This is a genomic window from Pseudoalteromonas sp. P80D2 (genome assembly GCF_036680945.1).
Lineage (GTDB): Bacteria > Pseudomonadota > Gammaproteobacteria > Enterobacterales > Alteromonadaceae > Pseudoalteromonas > Pseudoalteromonas shioyasakiensis.
The window spans coordinates 1-789 of the sequence record NZ_JAZDAR010000013.1 but is presented as its reverse complement, the minus strand read 5'-3'; the positions used below and the strand labels follow the sequence as shown (position 1 = coordinate 789).

The window sequence follows — 789 nt, the reverse complement described above, 5'->3', positions numbered from 1 at the left end:
TCTGTTACGCTGTCATAAAACGCGTTTGGCGTTGTATGGTTAAGCCTCACGGGTAATTAGTACAGGTTAGCTTAATGGCTCACACCACTTCCACATCCTGCCTATCAACGTTGTAGTCTTCAACGGCCCTTCAGAGACTTTAAAAGTCTAGTGAGAACTCATCTCGAGGCCTGCTTCGCGCTTAGATGCTTTCAGCGCTTATCAGTTCCGAACGTAGCTACCGGGCAGTGCCATTGGCATGACAACCCGAACACCAGCGGTTCGTTCACTCCGGTCCTCTCGTACTAGGAGCAACCCCTCTCAATTCTCAAACGCCCACGGCAGATAGGGACCGAACTGTCTCACGACGTTCTAAACCCAGCTCGCGTACCACTTTAAATGGCGAACAGCCATACCCTTGGGACCGACTTCAGCCCCAGGATGTGATGAGCCGACATCGAGGTGCCAAACACCGCCGTCGATATGAACTCTTGGGCGGTATCAGCCTGTTATCCCCGGAGTACCTTTTATCCGTTGAGCGATGGCCCTTCCATTCAGAACCACCGGATCACTATGACCTACTTTCGTACCTGCTCGACGTGTCTGTCTCGCAGTTAAGCTGGCTTCTACCATTACACTAACCGTACGATGTCCGACCGTACTTAGCCAACCTTCGTGCTCCTCCGTTACTCTTTGGGAGGAGACCGCCCCAGTCAAACTACCCACCAGGCACTGTCCGTAACCCCGATTAGGGACCAACGTTAGAACATCAACACTACAAGGGTGGTATTTCAAGGACGGCTCCACAAA

1 rRNA gene is annotated in these 789 nt (G+C 52.2%); it reads right to left on the bottom strand.

Features of this window, described 5'->3' with window-relative positions:
• Positions 1 to 35 precede the first annotated feature (35 nt).
• Positions 36 to 789, bottom strand: a 23S ribosomal RNA gene (locus VRK28_RS00145); the annotation flags it as partial.